Annotated in this window: 16 protein-coding genes and 3 pseudogenes; 9 read left to right on the top strand and 10 right to left on the bottom strand. The window is 72.0% G+C overall.

Annotated elements, in window-relative coordinates; all coding sequences use genetic code 11:
* Positions 1 to 2: 2 nt before the first annotated feature.
* Positions 3 to 1,166 (bottom strand): DUF3344 domain-containing protein, encoded by a 1,164-nt coding sequence (locus tag AC2RP6_RS23395; RefSeq protein WP_486447965.1) that lies wholly within the window; start codon positions 1,164 to 1,166, stop codon positions 3 to 5.
* A 99-nt stretch (positions 1,167 to 1,265) separates the two neighbouring features.
* Here AC2RP6_RS23395 and AC2RP6_RS23390 point away from each other — a divergent pair.
* The 5 genes and pseudogenes from AC2RP6_RS23390 to AC2RP6_RS23370 all read left to right on the top strand — a co-directional run bounded on the left by AC2RP6_RS23390 (position 1,266) and on the right by AC2RP6_RS23370 (position 4,317).
* Positions 1,266 to 1,509, top strand: a pseudogene (locus AC2RP6_RS23390) (chaplin).
* Between the two features lie 130 nt (positions 1,510 to 1,639).
* On the top strand, positions 1,640 to 2,050 hold the full coding sequence (locus AC2RP6_RS23385) for a rodlin (protein WP_030031071.1): 411 nt from the start codon (positions 1,640 to 1,642) through the stop codon (positions 2,048 to 2,050).
* A 239-nt stretch (positions 2,051 to 2,289) separates the two neighbouring features.
* Positions 2,290 to 2,523, top strand: a complete 234-nt coding sequence (locus AC2RP6_RS23380; RefSeq protein WP_486447964.1) for a chaplin — start codon at positions 2,290 to 2,292, stop codon at positions 2,521 to 2,523.
* A 120-nt stretch (positions 2,524 to 2,643) separates the two neighbouring features.
* Positions 2,644 to 3,795 carry a chaplin gene (locus AC2RP6_RS23375; protein ID WP_486447963.1) on the top strand — a complete coding sequence of 384 codons (1,152 nt, stop codon included), beginning with the start codon at positions 2,644 to 2,646 and terminating at the stop codon, positions 3,793 to 3,795.
* A gap of 174 nt (positions 3,796 to 3,969) precedes the next feature.
* Positions 3,970 to 4,317 (top strand): hypothetical protein, encoded by a 348-nt coding sequence (locus AC2RP6_RS23370; RefSeq protein ID WP_486447962.1) that lies wholly within the window; start codon positions 3,970 to 3,972, stop codon positions 4,315 to 4,317.
* Between the two features lie 115 nt (positions 4,318 to 4,432).
* Here the strand turns inward: AC2RP6_RS23370 and AC2RP6_RS23365 are convergent, their stop codons facing one another.
* Entirely contained in the window at positions 4,433 to 4,672 is a 240-nt protein-coding gene (locus AC2RP6_RS23365; RefSeq protein WP_030649260.1) for a chaplin, read from the bottom strand.
* 145 nt (positions 4,673 to 4,817) lie between these two features.
* Positions 4,818 to 5,267: a hypothetical protein gene (locus AC2RP6_RS23360; RefSeq protein WP_486447961.1), complete on the bottom strand. Its 450-nt coding sequence runs from the start codon at positions 5,265 to 5,267 to the stop codon at positions 4,818 to 4,820.
* 277 nt (positions 5,268 to 5,544) lie between these two features.
* Here AC2RP6_RS23360 and AC2RP6_RS23355 point away from each other — a divergent pair, with 277 nt between their 5' ends.
* Positions 5,545 to 5,955 (top strand): rodlin, encoded by a 411-nt coding sequence (locus tag AC2RP6_RS23355; protein WP_030649254.1) that lies wholly within the window; start codon positions 5,545 to 5,547, stop codon positions 5,953 to 5,955.
* Positions 5,956 to 6,071: 116 nt separating this feature from the next.
* Here the strand turns inward: AC2RP6_RS23355 and AC2RP6_RS23350 are convergent, their stop codons facing one another.
* Positions 6,072 to 6,713: a vitamin K epoxide reductase family protein gene (locus AC2RP6_RS23350; RefSeq protein ID WP_486447960.1), complete on the bottom strand. Its 642-nt coding sequence runs from the start codon at positions 6,711 to 6,713 to the stop codon at positions 6,072 to 6,074.
* Between the two features lie 192 nt (positions 6,714 to 6,905).
* Between AC2RP6_RS23350 and AC2RP6_RS23345 the strand changes: the two genes are divergently transcribed.
* Complete coding sequence (locus tag AC2RP6_RS23345; RefSeq protein ID WP_486447959.1) at positions 6,906 to 7,676, top strand: DUF6227 family protein; 771 nt, start codon at positions 6,906 to 6,908, stop codon at positions 7,674 to 7,676.
* 28 nt (positions 7,677 to 7,704) lie between these two features.
* On the opposite strand, the gene AC2RP6_RS23340 is transcribed toward AC2RP6_RS23345, so the two are convergent.
* From AC2RP6_RS23340 to AC2RP6_RS23330, 3 genes are all read right to left on the bottom strand, one after another.
* Positions 7,705 to 8,670, bottom strand: a complete 966-nt coding sequence (locus tag AC2RP6_RS23340; protein ID WP_486447958.1) for a 1-phosphofructokinase family hexose kinase — start codon at positions 8,668 to 8,670, stop codon at positions 7,705 to 7,707.
* Complete coding sequence (locus AC2RP6_RS23335) at positions 8,667 to 9,428, bottom strand: DeoR/GlpR family DNA-binding transcription regulator (protein ID WP_486447957.1); 762 nt, start codon at positions 9,426 to 9,428, stop codon at positions 8,667 to 8,669. The genes AC2RP6_RS23340 and AC2RP6_RS23335 overlap by 4 nt, the downstream gene beginning before the upstream one ends.
* Positions 9,429 to 9,570: 142 nt before the next feature.
* Positions 9,571 to 11,133, bottom strand: a complete 1,563-nt coding sequence (locus AC2RP6_RS23330) for an MFS transporter (RefSeq protein WP_486447956.1) — start codon at positions 11,131 to 11,133, stop codon at positions 9,571 to 9,573.
* Between the two features lie 62 nt (positions 11,134 to 11,195).
* On the opposite strand from AC2RP6_RS23330, the gene AC2RP6_RS23325 reads away from it, so the two are divergent.
* On the top strand, positions 11,196 to 12,191 hold the full coding sequence (locus AC2RP6_RS23325) for a helix-turn-helix transcriptional regulator (RefSeq protein ID WP_486447955.1): 996 nt from the start codon (positions 11,196 to 11,198) through the stop codon (positions 12,189 to 12,191).
* A gap of 129 nt (positions 12,192 to 12,320) precedes the next feature.
* On the opposite strand, the pseudogene AC2RP6_RS23320 reads toward AC2RP6_RS23325, so the two are convergent.
* Positions 12,321 to 13,299 (bottom strand): annotated as a pseudogene (locus AC2RP6_RS23320) (sigma-70 family RNA polymerase sigma factor).
* Between the two features lie 514 nt (positions 13,300 to 13,813).
* On the opposite strand from AC2RP6_RS23320, the gene AC2RP6_RS23315 reads away from it, so the two are divergent.
* Positions 13,814 to 14,107, top strand: a complete 294-nt coding sequence (locus tag AC2RP6_RS23315) for a hypothetical protein (RefSeq protein WP_486447954.1) — start codon at positions 13,814 to 13,816, stop codon at positions 14,105 to 14,107.
* Here the strand turns inward: AC2RP6_RS23315 and AC2RP6_RS23310 are convergent.
* Both AC2RP6_RS23310 and AC2RP6_RS23305 read right to left on the bottom strand, forming a co-directional pair.
* Positions 14,104 to 14,872 (bottom strand): annotated as a pseudogene (locus tag AC2RP6_RS23310) (dioxygenase family protein). The gene AC2RP6_RS23315 and the pseudogene AC2RP6_RS23310 overlap by 4 nt on opposite strands.
* Before the next feature lie 179 nt (positions 14,873 to 15,051).
* Positions 15,052 to 16,596 (bottom strand): MFS transporter, encoded by a 1,545-nt coding sequence (locus AC2RP6_RS23305; protein ID WP_486447953.1) that lies wholly within the window; start codon positions 16,594 to 16,596, stop codon positions 15,052 to 15,054.
* Positions 16,597 to 16,635: the final 39 nt, after the last annotated feature.

Raw genomic sequence — 16,635 nt, 5'->3', positions numbered from 1 at the left:
GTTCAGCGGCGCGCGTCTGTCTGAACGAAGAGCACACCGAGGAAATGACCCTGACTTTCGCCCGTGAACGTGAAGTTCAGGCTGCGGGCGCCACCGGACAGGGCGGGACTGAGATCGAGCACGTCCGCGTCATATCCGAGATTATTCATATGATCTGGCTGCCGCACGAACGGCTGGCCCCCGAATTCCGTGATCGTGGAATTCATAACATCATTAAAAGGATTTTCTCCGTCGCTGAGGCTCACCCGGCGACCGCTGTCGGCCGTCACGATGAGTGAGTCCCCGAGGGTTCCGCGGTCCCCGTCGTACCCCACGACCCCGACCTTGCCCGCCGCACCGGCCGGCGCGTCCAGGCCCTCGATCTCCACCGTCCCGTCACCGGCCCGGGCGGCGAGCGACTCGAAGCCCTCCCACAGCGAGATCCGGCGCAGCGGCTCCTGCGGGTGCTCGTAGGCGACGACCAGCGTCCAGCCGCCCCAGGCGCCGACCTCGGAATGGCCCATGGCGATGTTCAGCTGCGAAACCGTCCACATCCCGGCGCCGCCCTTGCGCACCAGCGGGGTCACGTCCGCGGACGCCTGGTAGGCGTCGCTGCCGGCGTCCGTGCGGTGGCCCATCACCGTGTCGGCGAGGACCTCCTTGTACGCCCCGCCCGGCTCGGCGACCAGCACCCGGCCGTTGTCCTCCGGCGGCTTCTGCTCGCCCACCCGCAGGTTCCCGCCCCAGTAGAGGCGGGCGTAGGAGACCTTCGCGCCCTGGGGGACCTTGAGTTCGGCCCGGGTGGAGTTGTAGGTGTCCGGGTCCTTGTCGACCTCGCTGTAGAACATCTCGAAGTCGCTGTTGACCCCCGCCGCGCCCCGCTTGACCTCGGCGCACGGCTCCGCCTGCGGGGACCGCTCCGTGCGGCAGCTGATGCCGGAGTTGGAGGCGCGGACCAGACCGCCGTGCTGCACGGCCTGGTAACGCTGGGTGAACGGGACCCGGGGCAGCTCCCTGGGGGCGGGTGCGGCGGCGACGGCCGCGGGGGCGTTCACGGAAAGTGCGAGGCAGGACAGCAGGCCGAGTGCGCCGAGGATTCTGCCGGAGGAACCCATGACCCTGTCTCCATTTTCGATCAAGGGGACAAAACAGGAGTGAACTTTGTCAGAAATCGGGCTGGAAATCACGTCGGACTCGCTCGTACGGCCTTTTGGGCGATAGCACGCACCCTCGCAACGGGCGGGTCGTTATGAGGGCACCATTGTTCGAACCGAAAAAATAGGCGGATGGAGAAGAGGCTGGTGCGCGGCACCACCGTCGCCGCCGTCGCCGCCGGGGCGCCGCCGTGCTGATGGGCGGCGCGGGCCCCGCCTCCGCGCCGGGCGATGCGTCGGCCGACGGCCCCGCCGCCGGTTCCCGGGCGTCCTGAGCGGCAACCCCGGCCAGGTCCCGGTGCACGCGCCCGTGAACGTCCGCGCCCTCACCGCGAACCTGGTGGGCGCGCCGAACCCCGCCTTCGGCAACACCTGAGTGAACGCCTGATCGTCAATCGGACCACGCGAAACGGCTGCATCCGGGTGAAGCCACGCAACCCGAGCCGGGTCCCGGCCGTTGATCCGGGTGCTCCACTACCGGGCAATCCTGCAAAAAAGGGACGACAATGATCAAGAAGATGATGGCCTCGGCCGCGGTTGCCGCCTCGGTCGTGGGCATGGGTGCCGCGATGGCGCCGCAGGCGATGGCGGTCGGCAACGACAACGGCATCAACACCGTCAACGGCAACAACTCCGCGCAGATCTACGGCAACCAGGCCACCTACGGCAACATGAGCCCGCAGATGGCGCTCATCCAGGGCTCGTTCAACAAGCCCTGCATCGCGCTCCCCGCGAAGGCCAACGTCCAGTCCGTGCTGGCCCTGGTCAACGTCGGCGTCCAGGACATCCCGGTCCTGTCCAGCCCGCAGAACCAGCAGTGCACCGAGAACTCCACCCAGGCCAAGGGTGACGAGGCCCTCTCGCACATCCTCAGCAACATCCCGGTCCTCTCCGGCAACGCCTCCGCCGGCAGCTGACCGCACCCCGCGCCCGCGAGGCCGTCGCACCTTCGGGTCGCGGCGGCCTCGCCGCATATCGGGCGGGACCGCATCGGCGGAAATGCACGACGTGAATATCCGGGAGACCGGTCGCCCGAATTCGGGCGGAGCATCGGGATGAATTTCCGGACGCCTCTCGAAAAGCGTGGTTTCTTTTGCGCCGGCAGCTCGTTGTGCATGCTGCAGCGGATATGCCTCTGCGGGAAGGAACAAACGAAATGACGTACAAGAAGGCAGTGGTGCTGGCCGCCGGTGCACTGATGGCAGCCGGTGCCGCCTCCCCCGCCATGGCCGACTCGGTGGCCGCCGGCACGGCCGTCGGCTCCCCGGGCGTCCTGAGCGGCAACCTCGGCCAGGTCCCGGTGCACGTACCCGTGAACGTCTGCGCCCTCACCGTGAACGTGGTGGGCGCGCTGAACCCCGCCTTCGGCAACACCTGCGTCAACGCCTGACGCAGCGCGTGCGCCCGCAAGGGCAGACCTCCTCGGGGTGGCCCCGGAGTGCACGGCGGTGCACTCCGGGGCCACCTCCGATACACCACCGGCGCCCGCCGGTAGACAGGGTAAGGACCCATGCGACAGGTACTGAGCCGACAGGTTCTCGGCAAGGGCATGCTCACGGCGGCAGCCGCCTCGAGCCTGCTGTCGATCGCGACCGGTGCGGCCTGCGCGGCTTCCGGGACGGCCGAGGTCTCGCATTCGCCGGGCGTGCTCGCCGGCAACAGCGTCTCGGTACCGATCACCCTCTCGCCGAACGTGTGCGGCAACAGCGTGGACGGCGGCGCGGCCCTCAATCCCGCGATGGGGAACACCTGCGCCACCGCTTCCGGCTCGCACACCGACGCGGGCCACGACTACGGGCGCTACCTGAGCCCCGAACACGCCGAGGCCTTCGAGCGCTACCTCGACGAGCGCCCGGGCCGCCACGCCCTGCCGGAGCAGCGCCGGGAACGACGCTACGAGGTGCCGCGGCAGGAGGTGCCGCAGCAGCAGGCCCCGCGCAAGGAGGGCCCCCGCCACGCCAAGCCGCGCCACGAGGAGCCGCGCCACGAGGGCGGCTACGGCGGCCCCGGCGGGCAGCAGCAGGGCGCGGAGGAGGAGTGCGACGACCACCCGGCGCCGCCCCCGCCGGCGCACCACGCCCCGCCCGCGCCCGAGCACCCGCACCCGATGCCGCACCCGGTGGACGACCACCCGGCCCCGCTGCCCGGTCCGGAACCGGTCCAGCAGGCGCCCGCACCCCCCGCCGAGCAGCCCGCACCGCTCCCGGCGCCGGCTCCCGCCCCGCAGCCCCCGGCCGCGGAGGCGCCGAAGCCGCTCCCGCAGCCGCAGCCGCCGGTCGAGGAGGAGACCCCGCACACGCTCCCCGCGCCCGCACCGGGCCCGGGCCCCGCGGTCGAGGAGGAGGCGCCCGCGCCGCCGCACGGCAGCCACCCGGTGGAGCGCCCGGCCCCGGCACCCGGTCCCGAGGCGGCGCCGCCCGCGGACCAGCCGCCGTCCGCCCCCGCCGGTGACACCCCCGTCCACCTGCCGCCGGCCCCGGCTCCTGCCCCCGCCCCCGCCCCCGCGCCGCTGCCCGCCCCGGCTCCCGCCCCGGCGCCGGCGCAGGTCGGTGCGCCCGTGCTGGCCGAGACCGGAGCGGGGCAGCCCGCGGCCGCGGCGATCCTCGCCTCGGCCCTGATCCTGGGCGGCGCCATTCTGTACCGGCGCTCGCGCGTGGCCTGACCGGCAATACCGGTAATCGGAAGAAATATCGGCCGGAGAATCCCTCGTCGGATTCTCCGGCCGCTGTCATGTACCCGCGTTCCGTTTCCACGGGGCCCGGGAATCGTTACGCATGGGGAAAGCGGCGCCGGTCGCCGCTGACGCCTCTGTCCACGAAAGAAGAGGATTTCACCAATGAAGCTCACGAAGGTCGCCGCTGTCGTCGTCGGCTCCGTCGCCGCCCTCGGTGCCTCCGGCACCGCGTTCGCCGCCGGGCCGGCCGCCGCGATGCCCCCCATGAGCCTGACCGGCGGGGTGACGGAGACCCTGGACGCCGTCGCCCCCGTGACCGAGAACCTTCCGCAGACGGTGGGCAACGGGCTGGCCGAGCAGGGGGACACCGTCAACAAGGTCGTGGGCACGGCCCAGAAGGTCAACAAGGCCCGCAACGACGTGCCCGGCACCGTCCTCGGCCTCGCGAACGGCGCCACCCAGGCGTCCCCGATGCTGGGCGGCGTACAGCTCAACGGCGGCAAGGGCTGACACACCGCCGGGGTCCGGCCGGGTTCCGTACGGGGTCCGGTCCGGCACCTGCCGACAAGACTGTGGGCGCCACCGGCAAGGCCGGGGGCGCCCACGGTCAGTTGTGCAACCGACCTCAGTTGTTGACGCAGGTGTTACCGAACGCCGGGTTCAGCAGGGCGATCACGTTCACGGTGTTGCCGCAGACGTTGACCGGGACGTGGACCGGGACCTGCACCAGGTTGCCGGAGAGGACGCCGGGGGAACCCACGGCCGCGCCCTCGGCCGACGAGTCGGCGACGGCGGAGCCGGCGGCGCCGGCCGCGGCGAGACCAGCGGTGGCCAGGACCAGGGCGGCCTTCTTGGCAGAGTTCATGGGAAGTGCACCTTCTGTTCGACGTTCCGCCCCGCTCCGGGGCTCACACCGAGCGAAACGGTCCACACTCCCGGACGACACGGTTCTGCACACGATCTGACCTGTTCGGCTCAATCGTCGTCACCGTGTTGCCGTCCGGCGGCCGTTACGGGAGGGCGGGGAGCTGGACGTCCGGGAGTTGGACGTCGGGGATCTCCACCTCGGGAACCTCCGGCACGAGTTCCACGGGAGCGGCCGGATCGGGCAGCGCCGGCGGGGTGAGCGGCGGCAACTGCGGGATCTCGACCCCCGGGATCTCCGGGAGTTGGACGCCGGGGATCTCGGGGAGCTTGATCTCCGGAAGCTTGATCTCGGGCAGTTCGATGTCCGGGATCTTGATGTCCGGCAGCGTGACGCCCGCCGGGAGCAGAGCCTTGATCTGCTGCAGGAGGCCGTTGACGAGGTCGTCGATCGGGCCGGCCGGGGCCGCCTTGGTGGACACCGCGCCGGAGCCGGAGTCGACGGCGCTCGCGGGGGCCGCCGCGCCGGTCAGTATGACGACGGCGAGGGCCGAGGGGACGAGGAGGCGGGCGCGGGACGGCTTCGTGCGGTGCATGGGGGTTCCTTCGCGTGGGGACACGGGGACACGGGAGCGGACCCGGTCGGAACCGCTCCTTACTCACCGTGGGAAGTCCTTGCACGGAGCGCAACACGAGCCGGCTCGACTGGGGCCGCGTACGGGCTTCGCGCACGTGTCCGCAGGCGGCTCACCCGGGCTGGGGAAAAGTTCGTGACGCGCGGGCCGTTTGAGTGAAGCGGCGGAACCAACCCCCTGACCGCCCAGTTGACCAGGGCGCTCCATCAGCGGGCACTCGTGCGACAAAAGGATCAAGATGTTCAAGAAGTTCATGACCGCCGCCGCGGTTTCCGCCGTTGCCGTCGGCGCGGGCGCTGCTGCCGCGGCCCCGGCCATGGCCATCGGCAACGACAACGGGGTCAACACCGTCAACGGCAATGGTGCCCAGCAGATCTACGGCAACCAGAAGACGCACGGCGACCAGAGCCCGCAGCTCAGCCTGGTCCAGGGCTCCCTGAACAAGCCCTGCATCGGCCTGCCGGCGAAGGTCAACGCCCAGTCGCTGATCGCCGCGCTCAACATCGGCGTCCAGGACATCAACGTCCTGTCCAACCCGCAGAACCAGCAGTGCACCGAGAACTCCACCCAGGCCAAGGGCGACGAGCCGCTCTCCCACATCCTGGACAACATCCCGGTCCTCTCCGGCAACGCCTCCGTCGGCAGCTGATTTTCCGCTCCCCCCGCCCCGCGCGGGGGTCGGGCCCCCGAGCCCGCGGAAGTGTGTGACAGGGCCCCGGCAGCGTCCAGCTGCCGGGGCCCTCACGCGTGCCGCACCCGCGGCGGTCAGCCGGTCCAGAAGTCCCACCACCGGGTGAGGACCAGCATCCCGATCACCCCGATGTGCAGGGCGGGCGGGGCCCAGCCGAAGTCGGTGAAGAAGACCCGCAGCGGGCCGGGGGCGGGCAGCACCCGGGTACGGACGTTGTGCGCGGTGACCGCCCAGAACATCAGCAGGGTCGCGACCCAGGCCAGGCAGCACCACAGGCACAGCGCGTTGATCTCGTAGAGCGACTGGACCATGAGCCAGCCGCAGAAGCCGGTGCCGAAGAGCGTGCCGGCGTTCAGTCCGAGCCAGAACCAGCCGCGGTAGCGGGCTCCCGCCAGCAGTCCGGCGCCGACGCAGACGACGACGGCGTAGGCGGCCAGCCCCAGCATGGGGTTGGGGAAGCCGAAGGCCTGCGCCTGCTCGCTCTGCATCACGCTGCCGCAGGAGACCACGGGGTTCAGACTGCAGGCGGGCTTGAAGTCCGGGTCCTCCAGCAGGAGGAACTTGTCGAGGGTGATCACCCAGGAGGCGAGCACCCCGGCCGCGCCGGTGACGGCCAGCAGCCACGCCAAGCCCCGCGGGGCGGCGTCCCGTTCTCCGTCGCGTGCACTGCGGGGCCGTCCCTGCTGGCGCGGGACACCCACTGTATTCGTTGCCATGCGGCCCATAGTCCCCCGCCTCCACCCAGACCGGGTCCAACCATGCCCATTCGTACGCAAGTTGACCTGAAGGTGTGGCGGGAACCCCCGATGCTTCCCGGACGTTTTACCGAACCCCGGACGTGATGTCAGAACCAGGCGTTACGTTGAGCGTCCGCGAAGTGACAAGCTGCGACGGCCTGGAGATCCCCCTTGAGCGATCCGTACGAGACAACCGAGGCGCACCTCGACCGACTCCTCGGCCGCGCCCTCAACTCCTTCGACCTGCCCGACCGGCTGGTCGAGCGCCTCGGTACGGCGCTCGCCCACAGTTCTTCGCTCCGCACCACCCATCACGACCCGGCGGCGGGCGTCTGGCGGGAGACGCGCCGGCACGCCTACCTGCTGGCCGACGGCGGCTCGGTCGCGCTGTGGGAGCTGTCGTACCGGCTGGAGGGCGACCGGGCCGTGCGGCACGAGGTCTTCGCGGACAGGGCGGAGGCCGGCCTGGCGGTGGCCCGGCTGTTCGGCGACTCCGCCGCAGGTGCGGTGTCCGATCCGCTGCCGTTCCCGGGCGAGGAGGGGCACGACGACGACCCGGCGGTCCTCGGCGCGCTGTTCACCGCCGGGGCGCCGCACGCCCGGCACCGGGAGTACGTGGTGGAGGAGTCCGCCGACCACGCCCGGCGCGTGCTGCGCCGCGCGGAGAACCCGGACCGGCCCGGCGAGGCGGTGGCGGCGCGGCTGCGGGCGGCGTACGCGCACCACATCACGCAGGCGTTCGGTACGCGGCAGTTCCTGCCGAACGGGCGGGGTGCGGGCTTCCACCTCTACGAGCACGCCTTCGTGCTGCTCGACGGGACCGAGCTGAGCCTGTGGGAGGTCGAGCACACGGCGACGCCCGACGGGCGGCACATGTGCGAGGTGTACGAGAGCGAGGCCGCCGCCCGCGGGGCGCTGGAGCTGCGCGCCCGCGTCGGCTGAGCCGAGACCCCTTGGGGGGTCCGGCGGGTCAGGGCGTCGCCGGTTCGCCGAGGGGGGCGTCCAGGGGCAGGTCCCGGGTGATGCGGACCTCGGCCTGCCGCAGGTCCGAGGGGGCCGGCATGGCCGGTCCCGGCAGCCGGTCCGCGGCCGCGCCGTGGGCCAGGGCGGAGCGCAGCGCTCCGGGGCCGTCGCCGCCGGCGATCAGGAAGCCGGCCAGGGCGGCGGCGCCCGCGGTGCGGCGGCGGGCCGGAGCGGGCGGCGCGGACTGCGCGGTCTGCGCGGTGCCGTGGCAGGCGCCCTGCCCGCCGACGAGGAGCAGGCCGTCCCGGCCGAGGCAGGCCAGTACCGCTCCCGCGCCCCGGGCGCGCAACTCCTGCGCGGCCCGGACCGCGTCGCCCAGGGTGGACAGCGGACGGCCCACGGCCGCCGAGAGCTGCGACGTGTTCGGCTTGATCACGTCGGGACGGGCGGGCAGGGCCGCGCGCAGGGCCGACCCCGGTGCGTCCAGCGCGACGCGGACGCCCGCCGTGCGGCCCGCGGCGACCAGGTCTGCGTACCAGCCGGGTCCGAGACCGCGGGGGAGGCTGCCGCAGCCGGCCATCCAGGAGGCGCCGGCGCGGGAGGTGCGGACGGTGTCCAGGAGGAGGGCGGACTCCTGCAGCGAGAGTTCCGGGCCGGTCGCGTCGATCTTCGTGAGGGTGCCGTCCGGTTCGGCGAGGGAGATGTTCGAGCGGGTCCGGCCGGCGATGGAGACGGCCGTGACGTCCACGCCCTGGCCCCCGAGGAGGTGGGCGAGGCGGACGCCGGGGGCGCCGCCGAGCGGGAGGACGGCGGTCGTGGGAACACCCGCGGCGGCCACCGCGCGGGAGACGTGGACGCCCTTGCCCCCGGGGTCGACCCGGTCCCCGGTGGCGCGCAGCACCCGGCCGCGGTCCAGCCAGGGCACCTCGTAGGTCCGGTCGAGGGAGGGGTTGGGGGTGACGGTGAGGATCATACGAGCACGACTTCCGTACCGGCGGCCTCGATGGCCGCTCTGTGGGCGGGGTCGAGCCCCGTGTCCGTGAGGAGGAGGTCGACGTCGGCGAAGGAACCGAAGCGCGCGAAGTGCTCCTGGCCCGCCTTCGCGGAGTCGGCGAGGAGGACGACGCGGCGCGCGGCGGCGACCGCGGCGCGCTTGACGGCGGCCTCGGCGAGGTCGGGGGTGGTCAGGCCGCCTTCGGCGGAGAAGCCGTTGGTGGCGAGGAAGAGCACGTCGGCGCGGATCTCGGCGTACGCGCGCAGCGCCCAGGCGTCGACGGCGGCGCGGGTGCGGTGGCGGACCCGGCCGCCGACGATGTGCAGGTCGATGCCGGTGTGGTCGGCCAGCCGGGCGGCGACGGGCAGCGCGTGGGTGACCACGGTGAGGGCGAGGTCGACGGGGATCACGGCCGCCAGGCGGGAGACCGTGCTGCCGGCGTCGAGGACGATGCTGCCTCCGTCGGGGAGCTGCGCGAGCGCGGCGGCGGCGATGCGGTCCTTCTCCGCGGCGGCGGTCGCCTCGCGTTCGGTGAGGTCGGGCTCGAAGTCGAGGCGGGCGACGGGGATGCCCCCGCCGTGCACCCGGCGGACCAGGCCGGCCCGGTCCAGCGCGGTGAGGTCGCGGCGCACGGTCTCGGCGGTGACCTGGAAGCGGTGGGCGAGGGAGAGCACGTCGACGCTGCCGGCCTCGCGGGCCAGGCGGAGGATCTCCTGGCGGCGCTCCTGTGCGTACATGTGGTTCTGCGTCCGTTCGATGCCCGGGCGGTTGATTCACCCCCACCGTACGCATATTTACGGACAGAAACAAAGAAAAACGGACATGCCCACCCACGACGGGCGGACATGTCCGGAGGAGAAGGCGAGCCAGGGGCAGGACCTAGCCGGCGGGCACCTTCTCGGGGGTGCCGTCCGCGTGCTCGGCCGCACCCTCGCGCTGGTCCATGGGGATCGCCTTGCGCGGCAGCATGAACATGACCACGGAGATCACGACCAGCACGCCCACGACCCACCAGAGCGCGCCGCGGAAGGCCTCGACGTAGGGCGGTCCGAAGACCATGTCGTCATCGATCAGCCCGAAGAAGACGACGGAGGTCAGGGCGAGGCCCAGGGCGTTGCCCATCTGCCCGGTGGTGTTGATCAGCCCGGAGGCCGAGCCCGCGTCGCGGCGCGGCACCTCGGACAGCGTCGTGTCGTTGAGCGGGGCGACGATCAGACCCATGCCGACGCCCATGAGGACCAGCGGCGCGGCCATCTGCCAGGACGCGATCTCCATGCCGTAGTGCTCGGACTCCCAGATGTAGAGGATCAGGCCCGCGGCCATGACCAGGGCGCCCGCCTGGAGCACCTTGCGGCCGAAGCGCGGCACGAGCTTCTCGACGGAGAGGCCGGCGGCCACCGAGACGGCGATGGAGAACGGGATGCCGGTGGTGCCCGCGCGCAGCGCGCTCCAGCCGAGGCCCATCTGCATGTAGAGCGTCCAGACCAGGAAGAAGATGCCGGTCGCGATGCCGAAGGTCAGCTGGACCGCGATACCGCCGGCGAAGCTCTTGACCTTGAAGAGGGACAGCTCGACCAGCGGAGAACCGTCCTTCTTGATCTTGTACTTCTCATAGGCGATGAACACGGCGAAGACGAAGGGCGACGCGATCATGCAGACGAAGCCCCACAGCGGCCAGCCGTTCTCGCGGCCCTGGGTGAGCGGGAAGATCAGCATGACCAGGGCGAGGGTCGCGAGGACGACGCCGACCAGGTCCAGCCGCAGGGCCTGGGGGGCCTTGGACTCGCTGATGAACTTGCGGCCCAGGATCACACCGGCGATGCCGACGGGCAGGTTGATCAGGAAGATCGGGCGCCATTCGAGGCCGAAGAGGTTCCACTCGGTGAGCAGCGCGCCGAGCATGGGGCCGGAGACGGCACCGAGGCCCACGATCGCGCCGAACATCCCGAAGACCTTGCCGCGCTCCTGCGGCGGGAAGGTGACGTGGATGATCGCCAGAACCTGCGGCACCATCATGGCGGCCATGCCGCCCTGCAGGATGCGGGAGGCGACGAGCATGGCCGGGTCGGCCGCGATGCCGCAGAGCAGCGAGGCGGCGGTGAAGCCGGATATGCCGATGAGGAAGAGGCGCTTGCGGCCGTAGATGTCACCGAGACGGCCACCGGTGATGAGACCCGCGGCGAAGGCGAGCGCGTAGCCGGCGGTGATCCACTGGATCGCGCTGGTGGAGGCGCCGAAGTTCTGGCGCATGGTCGGGATCGCGATGTTGACGATCGTGACGTCGACCAGGTCCATGAAGGCCGCGGTCATCACGATGGCGAGCGCCAGCCAGCGGCGGCGGTCGGGGGGCGAGCTGGGTGCGTCGTGGGCTACGTCGTTCCGCTCTTCTTGTACGGGCCCGTTCTCTCTTTCGGGCGATGTCCTGGTCGTCTCGGTGGTCATGAGGAGAAACCTAGACGGCATGTAGGTCAGTGAGTGTCCTATTTCGCTGGCAACCTGATCACATGACCGACACACCGGCACGGCTGCTGTCCCTGCTGTCCCTCCTGCAGACCCCGCGCGAATGGCCCGGCAGCGAGCTGGCGGAGCGGCTGAGGGTGAGTTCGCGGACCATCCGGCGCGACATCGAGCGGCTGCGGGAGCTCGGCTACCCGGTCGAGGCGACGCTCGGCGCCGAGGGCGGCTACCGCCTGGTGGCGGGGGCGGCGATGCCGCCGCTGCTCCTCGACGACGAGGAGGCCGTCGCCATCGCGGTGGGGCTGCGGGCCGGGGCCGGGCACGCGATCGAGGGGGTCGAGGAGGCCTCCGTACGGGCCCTGGCCAAGCTGGAGCAGGTCCTTCCGTCGCGGCTGCGCTACCGGGTGGGCGCGCTGCAGTCCGCCACGATCGCGCTGACGCGGGGGGACGGGGCGAGCGTGGACCCGCGGACGCTGACGACGATGGCGGCGGCGGTGGCGGGACCGGAGCGGCTGCGGTTCGCCTACCGGGCGCGCGACGGCGCGGAGTCCCGGCGCCTGGTGGAGCCCTACCGGCTCGTCAGCACGGGCAGCCGGTGGTACCTGGTCGCCTACGACATGGAGCGGGAGGACTGGCGGACCTTCCGGGTGGACCGGGTGGCCGAGGCCTTCGCCACGGGTGCCCGGTTCGCGCCGCGCGAGCTGCCGATGGACGCGCAGGAGTTCGTGCGCAGGGGGCTCGGGGCGCACGGCGCGCAGGCGTACGCGGTGGAGGTCGCCTTCGAGGCGGGGGCGGCGGAGCTGCCGGAGTGGCTGCGGGCCGCCGCCGTGCCCGGGGGCGGGGCCGGGGGCGGGGCCGGAGGGACCCCGACCCCGACCGTGGTCCGTTTCGACAGCCGGGACGCGCCGGAGTGGCTGGCGGCCCGGCTGGCCCTGACGGGCCTGGCCTTCTCGGTGCGGGAACCGAGCTCTCTGGCGGAGGCCGCCCGGGTGCTGGGGGCGCGGCTGTGCGGCGCCGGTTCCTCCCGGACGGCCGACGGGTAGCCGCCGCGTCGGCGGAGGGCCCGGCCCCGGGCAGGGGCGAGCCCGGGGCAGGGGGGAGCCCCGGCGCCTGGGGGGGATAGGCACCGGGGCTCGTACGGGGGGGGCTCGACGGCGGTGTCGGGGATGCCTCTAAGCGACCGCGTCGAAGCCGGTGTCGCGCGCCATCCGCTTCAGCTCCAGCAGGGCGTGCTTCTCGATCTGGCGGATCCGCTCACGGGTCAGGCCGTGCTGCTTGCCGACCTCCGTCAGGGTCCGCTCCCGGCCGTCGTCGATCCCGTAGCGCATCTTGATGATCGACGCCGTGCGCTGGTCGAGCTTGCCGAGCAGGTCCTCCAGCTCCTCGCTGCGCAGCAGCGAGAGCACGGACTGCTCCGGGGAGATCGCCGAGGTGTCCTCCAGGAGGTCGCCGAACTGCGTGTCGCCCTCGTCGTCCACCGACATGTTCAGGCTGACCGGGTCGCGGGCCCAGTCCAGGACGTCACCTACGCGCTTCTCCGTGGAGTCGAGTTCGGCGGCGATCTCCGCGTGCTCCGGGTCACGGCCGTTCTCCCGGTTGAACTCGCGCTGGATGCGCCGGATCCGGCCGAGCTCCTCGACCAGGTGGACGGGAAGGCGGATGGTGCGGGACTGGTCGGCGATGGAACGGGTGATCGCCTGGCGGATCCACCACGTGGCGTACGTGGAGAACTTGAAGCCCTTGGTGTAGTCGAACTTCTCCACGGCGCGGACCAGGCCGGCGTTGCCCTCCTGGATCAGGTCGAGGAGGGGCAGGCCGCTGCGCGGATAGCGCCGGGCGACGGCGACGACGAGGCGGAGGTTGGAGCGGATGAAGACTTCCTTGGCCCGCTCCCCTTCGGCGGCCAGCGCCTGCAGTTCCTCGCGGGTGGGGTCGTCCCCCTCGCGCTCCGTCGCGCCTTCGAGGATCTGCTGGGCGTAGACACCGGCTTCGATGATCTGGGAGAAGCTCCACTTCCCTGGCGGCGTCGAGGAGCGGGGTGCGCGCGATCTCGTCCAGGTACATGCCGACCAGGTCGCGGTCTGCGATCTCCCCGCCCACAGCGCGTGCGCTGCTCGTGGACTGACGGCGGGCGACGGCGCGGGTTGCCATGCGTGCTCCCTTGCGATGAGTTCGGTCGCGGTGCGGCTGCCGGACGGCCACCGGCGGTGCGGTGGTGCGCCCTCGGACACTCTCCCGAGTGCCCGCTTTCGAAGGAAACAACGACTGGAAACGGGACAGAATTCCCACGTTGGTCCCTCTTCTTCGAGATCTTGCAGTATCCTGCCCCGCCACGAGCGGGGGCCGAATGCCGCGGAATCTCGAAGAGGTGCAGGTCAGACCCGGAACGGGGGCCGGTCCGACCTCGCCCACGGACCCGTGGGGGTCACCGGTCCGTGAGACGGCCGTCACGCTCGGCCGACCCTGTTCGCTCCGGAACAGCGCCGCCCCCGGCTGCACTCCGTCCCTGAAGACGGCCTCCACCGGCTTCTGGTTGCCTGGACACCCGTTCGGGTGAGGGCCGGGCATATTTCGGCGGCACGGGACGCGGCCTCCGTAGCGTCGGGAACGTCGCTTGTGCCGCCGGGTCGGCGACGCCCACACTCGAGGAGGAGGTGCTGCACCCGTGACCGCACTCGCCCATGAGTCGGCCCCCGAGGCCACCGGTCCGTATGCGGACCTGGACGAGGCCCTGTGGCCGGCGTGGCAGGCCGCAGTCGAGACACTCCCCGAGGGCTTCCGTGCCGAGATCATCGAGGGGTCCATCGAAGTGTCGCCCCCCGGCCGCCGCTCACACGGCAGGACGGCCAACGACCTGCGTGTCGGCCTCGTGCTGTTCCTGGCCGGAAGCGACTACGCCGCCCGGCAGGACATGAACGTCATCGACGGCCGCAAGGTCTCGATCCCGGACACCCCCTAGCCGAACTGGAGGCTGCGCTTCGACAGGCCCATCCAGAAGCCCTCCACCGGATCGCGGCGGGCCGCGAGGTCGCCCGCGGCCTCGGCCGCGCCCAGGGTGACGAAGAGCGGGGCGAAGTGTTCCGTGCGCGGGTGGGCCAGGCGGCCGGAGGGGGACTTGGCCTCGAAGTCGAGCAGGGCGTCCAGATCGCCGGCGGCCAGCGCCTCGTGGCCCCACGCGTCGAACTCCGCGGACCAGGCCGGCACACCCGGGCCGGGGTGGCGCAGGGCGGCCAGGTTGTGGGTGAAGAAGCCGCTGCCGACGATGAGGACGCCCTCGTCGCGCAGCGGGGCGAGCTTGCGGCCGACGTCCATCAGACGGCGCGGGTCCAGCGTCGGCAGGGATATCTGGAGGACCGGTATGTCGGCCTCCGGGAACATCTCCACGAGCGGGACGTACGCACCGTGGTCCAGGCCGCGGTCCGGAATGTCCTGCACCGGCGTGCCGGGGGCCCGCAGCAGCGCCCGCACGGAGGCGGCGAGCCTCCGGGGCGCCCGGGGCGTCGTAGCGGACCCGGTAGTAGTGCTCGGGGAAGCCCCAGAAGTCGTACACGAGCGGGGCGGGTGCGGTGGCGCCGAGCGCCAGCGGCGCCTCCTCCCAGTGGGCGGACACGATGAGGATCGCCCGGGGACGCGGCAGCTCCGCCGACCAGGCGGCCAGCTCGCCGGGCCAGACCGGGTCGTCCGCGAGCGGCGGGGCCCCGTGACTGAGGTACAGCGCCGGCATGCGGGTCCCTCCGGAGGCCGGGGTGGGCCGGGGTGCGGGATCGGGGGCGGGGGCGGGGGCCGGGATCATGGGGCGCTCCTCCGTCGTCGTCCAGGGCTGCCTCGAAAAGACTAACCCCGCTTGGTTCAAATTTGAACCAAGCGGGGGGTTCCGTCATTCCCGCGGGCCTGCGGCCCGGATCAGTGGGCGATCACCGGGATCTTGAACTCGGCGTCCTCGGCGGAGCCCGCCCCGGAGCCGGAGGCCACCGGGTCGCCCGTACCCGGACGACCGGTGTTGATCAGCGCCAGGGCGATGGCCGCGCTGGCGGCCAGGATGCCCACGGCCCACCAGATGGCGGAGGCGTAGCCCTCGACCATGGCCTGCGCCTGCACCAGCTGGGCCGCGGGGCCGCCGGCGGCGGCCTCGGCGGCGTGGTCGGTCAGGTAGGCCGTGGTGGCCGAGGCGGCGATGGTGTTCAGCAGCGCGGTGCCGATGGCGCCGCCGACCTGCTGCGAGGTGTTGACCATGGCGGACGCGACACCGGCGTCGGCCGGGTTCACCCCGTGCGTGGCCAGGGACATGGCCGGCATGAAGGCCGTGCCCATGCCCAGGCCGAGCAGCAGCTGCGCCGGCAGGATCAGCGCCGGGTAGGAGGAGCCGACCTCCAGCTGGGTCAGCAGCAGCATGCCGGCGGCGGCGACCAGGAAGCCCGGGCCCATCAGCAGGCGCGGTGCGACGCGGGTCATGAGGCGGGCGCCGATCTGGGTCGAGCCCACGATCATGCCCGCGATCATCGGCAGGAAGGCGAAGCCGGTCTTGACGGGCGAGAAGCCCTTCACGACCTGGAGGTAGTAGGTGAGGAAGAGGAACAGGCCGAACATCGCGATGACGGCCAGGCCGAGCGAGAGGTAGACACCGCCGCGGTTGCGCTCCAGCAGGACGCGCAGCGGCAGCAGCGGGGACTTCACCTTGGACTCGACGAGGACGAACGCCGCCAGCAGCACCGCCGAGGCGACGAACATGGCCACGGTGACCGCGTCCGACCAGCCTGCGGACTCGGCGCGGGTGAAGCCGTACACGAGGGCCACGAGACCGGTGGTGGACAGGACCACGCCGGGGATGTCCAGCGGGGCGCGGTTGCGGGAGCCGGCGGGCTCGCGGATGACCATCCAGGCGCCCACGGCCGCGACGATCGCGAAGGGGATGTTGACGAAGAAGGTCCAGCGCCAGTTGAGGTACTCGGTGAGGAAGCCGCCGAGGATCAGGCCGACGGCGCCGCCGCCGCCCGCGATCGCGCCGTAGATGCCGAAGGCCTTGGCGCGCTCCTTGGCGTCGGTGAACATCACCGCGAGCAGGGAGAGGGCCGCCGGTGCGAGGAGCGCGCCGAAGGCACCCTGCAGGGCGCGGGCGCCGAGCATCATGGCCTCGCCGTTCGCGGCGCCGCCCAGCGCGGAGGCCAGGGCGAAGCCGACGAGACCGACGACGAAGGCGTTCTTGCGGCCCCACTTGTCGGCGATGCGGCCGCCGAAGAGGAGCAGTCCGCCGAAGGCCAGCGCGTACGCGGTGATGACCCACTGGCGGTTGCCGTCGGAGATGCCGAGGTCGGTCTGGGCGGAGGGGAGGGCGATGTTCACGATGGTCGCGTCGAGGACGACCATCAGCTGGGCCAGGGCTATGAAGACGAGTGCCTTCCAGCGGCTGGGGTCGGCAGCCGGCAAGGACGTCGCGGCTGTTTTCGGCATGGAGGTACCCACTTCACTGTGCGGAATGACTGAAAAAGG

The sequence above is a fragment of the Streptomyces sp. WAC03905 genome (genome assembly GCF_057371075.1).
The sequence above is the reverse complement of the archived record's forward strand: the minus strand, read 5'-3'. Positions and strand labels throughout refer to the sequence as shown.

Coding starts and splice junctions, on each gene's coding strand:
- AC2RP6_RS23385 (WP_030031071.1), top strand. CDS start 1,640: ATGATCAAGAAGATGATGGCCTCGGCCGCGGTTGCCGCCTCGGTCGTG.
- AC2RP6_RS23380 (WP_486447964.1), top strand. CDS start 2,290: ATGACGTACAAGAAGGCAGTGGTGCTGGCCGCCGGTGCACTGATGGCA.
- AC2RP6_RS23375 (WP_486447963.1), top strand. CDS start 2,644: ATGCGACAGGTACTGAGCCGACAGGTTCTCGGCAAGGGCATGCTCACG.
- AC2RP6_RS23370 (WP_486447962.1), top strand. CDS start 3,970: ATGAAGCTCACGAAGGTCGCCGCTGTCGTCGTCGGCTCCGTCGCCGCC.
- AC2RP6_RS23365 (WP_030649260.1), bottom strand. CDS start 4,672: ATGAACTCTGCCAAGAAGGCCGCCCTGGTCCTGGCCACCGCTGGTCTC.
- AC2RP6_RS23360 (WP_486447961.1), bottom strand. CDS start 5,267: ATGCACCGCACGAAGCCGTCCCGCGCCCGCCTCCTCGTCCCCTCGGCC.
- AC2RP6_RS23355 (WP_030649254.1), top strand. CDS start 5,545: ATGTTCAAGAAGTTCATGACCGCCGCCGCGGTTTCCGCCGTTGCCGTC.
- AC2RP6_RS23350 (WP_486447960.1), bottom strand. CDS start 6,713: ATGGCAACGAATACAGTGGGTGTCCCGCGCCAGCAGGGACGGCCCCGC.
- AC2RP6_RS23340 (WP_486447958.1), bottom strand. CDS start 8,670: ATGATCCTCACCGTCACCCCCAACCCCTCCCTCGACCGGACCTACGAG.
- AC2RP6_RS23335 (WP_486447957.1), bottom strand. CDS start 9,428: ATGTACGCACAGGAGCGCCGCCAGGAGATCCTCCGCCTGGCCCGCGAG.
- AC2RP6_RS23330 (WP_486447956.1), bottom strand. CDS start 11,133: ATGACCACCGAGACGACCAGGACATCGCCCGAAAGAGAGAACGGGCCC.
- AC2RP6_RS23325 (WP_486447955.1), top strand. CDS start 11,196: ATGACCGACACACCGGCACGGCTGCTGTCCCTGCTGTCCCTCCTGCAG.
- AC2RP6_RS23305 (WP_486447953.1), bottom strand. CDS start 16,596: ATGCCGAAAACAGCCGCGACGTCCTTGCCGGCTGCCGACCCCAGCCGC.